Origin of the sequence: Delftia sp. UME58, from assembly GCF_014170385.1 — a bacterium.
GTDB lineage: Bacteria > Pseudomonadota > Gammaproteobacteria > Burkholderiales > Burkholderiaceae_C > Comamonas > Comamonas acidovorans.
The window spans coordinates 1-1521 of the sequence record NZ_LZZV01000053.1; the positions used below are offsets into that span (position 1 = coordinate 1).

Below are 1521 nucleotides of genomic sequence, written 5' to 3' on the forward strand. Positions count from 1 at the left end.
GTATGGCGCTTCGTAGCGATAAAAAGAGAGGTAAGTATTATTTTTCTAATTTTATTTACGCATGATTGTTGTTTTTGACTAAAAAGTAACGATCTTCGTGATTAGTGAGTTGCAAAAAAATTTGCACTAAAAAAATGCGGGCGTAATTGGGTCGGACGAAATTAATTTGTCAGTCTCTGAGGTTTCTTAGGAATTAAGGTGTCAGACTGGGCTACCCCGGGTTTCTCGGACAGGTTGGTTAAGGGGCAGCGGCTTCAACCTCAGCAGGGGTTTTGTAGCCTAAACCTTGGTGGATTCTCTGACGGTTATAGAACACCTCAATATAGTTAAAGATTGCCATACGGGCGTGCTCGCGGCTATGAAAGACCTGATGGTGCGTTAATTCGTTCTTCAGGTTGCTAAAGAAGCTCTCGGCGACCGCGTTGTCATAGGGATCGCCTTTGGCGCTCATGCTGATGGCGATGCCGTGCTTGGTCAGCAATCCTCGATACTCTGATGAACTGTACTGCGCGCCGCGGTCACTGTGGTGCATCAAGCCCTGGCCGGGATTGCGCCTGGCAAGAGCCATTTGCAGAGCACTGATCAGCAGATTTCGATCAGCCTTTTCCGTCATGCTCCAACCGACAACCGAGCGTGAGTAAAGATCAAGCAGCACTGCCAGATATAGCCAGCCTGCCCGCGTCGGAACGACCGTGATATCACCCACCCACACTTTGTTTGGGCATTGCACGGTGAACTGGCGCTGCAGCCGATTGGGTGCGGGCCCGAGTAGCGAGTGTTTCTCCAGCCGACGGAACCGTTGCTTGCGCAGTGCTTCGATCCCCGCTTGGCGCCTTAATCGCGCAACGCGGTGCTTGCCGCAAGCTATCCCATTGGCATTGAGTACACGCCAAGTTTTGTCGGCCCCATAGGCTTGCCGGTTGGCGTGATGCGTGCGCTCAATGGCGGCAAGCAATCTGGCATCCTCTCGTGCATGCTCGCATGGCGATCGCCGCACCCAATCGTAATAACCACTGCGACTGACGTGCAGTGCTTTGCATAGCCGCGCTACGCGGAACTGCTGCTGATGAGCTTGCACAAAGGCGTACCTCACGGCAGTTCCCGCGCAAAGTACGCTGCCGCTTTTTTTAAGATGTCGCGCTCTTCCTTAACCTGCTCCAACTCGCGCTTGAGGCGCTGGATCTCGGTCTGTTCGTCGCTGCGAGTTCGGCCTTTACCGGGGAAAGAAATGTCAGGCCCGTGTGTGGCGAGCTCCTTCTTCCATCGGTAAATAATCGAGCGCTTCACACCCAGCATCAAAGCCAGTTGGGTGCCAGTAACCTGGCCTTGCTCCAACTGGCGAACCGCCTCGACCTTGAACTCGCGGCTTTGGTGCTGGCGCTTGTCGCCGGTCGCACTGCTATCGGGCTTGGATTTATCCATGGGACACCTCCTTCAAGTATTGTCTACTTCTTCGGGTGTCCGGAAAACCCGGGCTAGCTCAGTCTGACACCTTATCCCAAGCCTCTTTGGGAAAGACTA

General features: G+C 53.6%; 2 protein-coding genes. Both read right to left on the reverse strand.

Annotated features, from left to right (window positions below):
* Positions 1-238: 238 nt before the first annotated feature.
* The gene (locus A9976_RS15095; RefSeq protein ID WP_183019709.1) at positions 239-1093 is read right to left on the reverse strand and encodes an IS3 family transposase; all 855 of its coding nucleotides are present in this window, start codon (positions 1091-1093) and stop codon (positions 239-241) included.
* The gene (locus tag A9976_RS15100) at positions 1090-1422 is read right to left on the reverse strand and encodes a transposase (RefSeq protein ID WP_183019708.1); all 333 of its coding nucleotides are present in this window, start codon (positions 1420-1422) and stop codon (positions 1090-1092) included. The genes A9976_RS15095 and A9976_RS15100 overlap by 4 nt, the downstream gene beginning before the upstream one ends.
* Between the last annotated feature and the right edge of the window lie 99 nt (positions 1423-1521).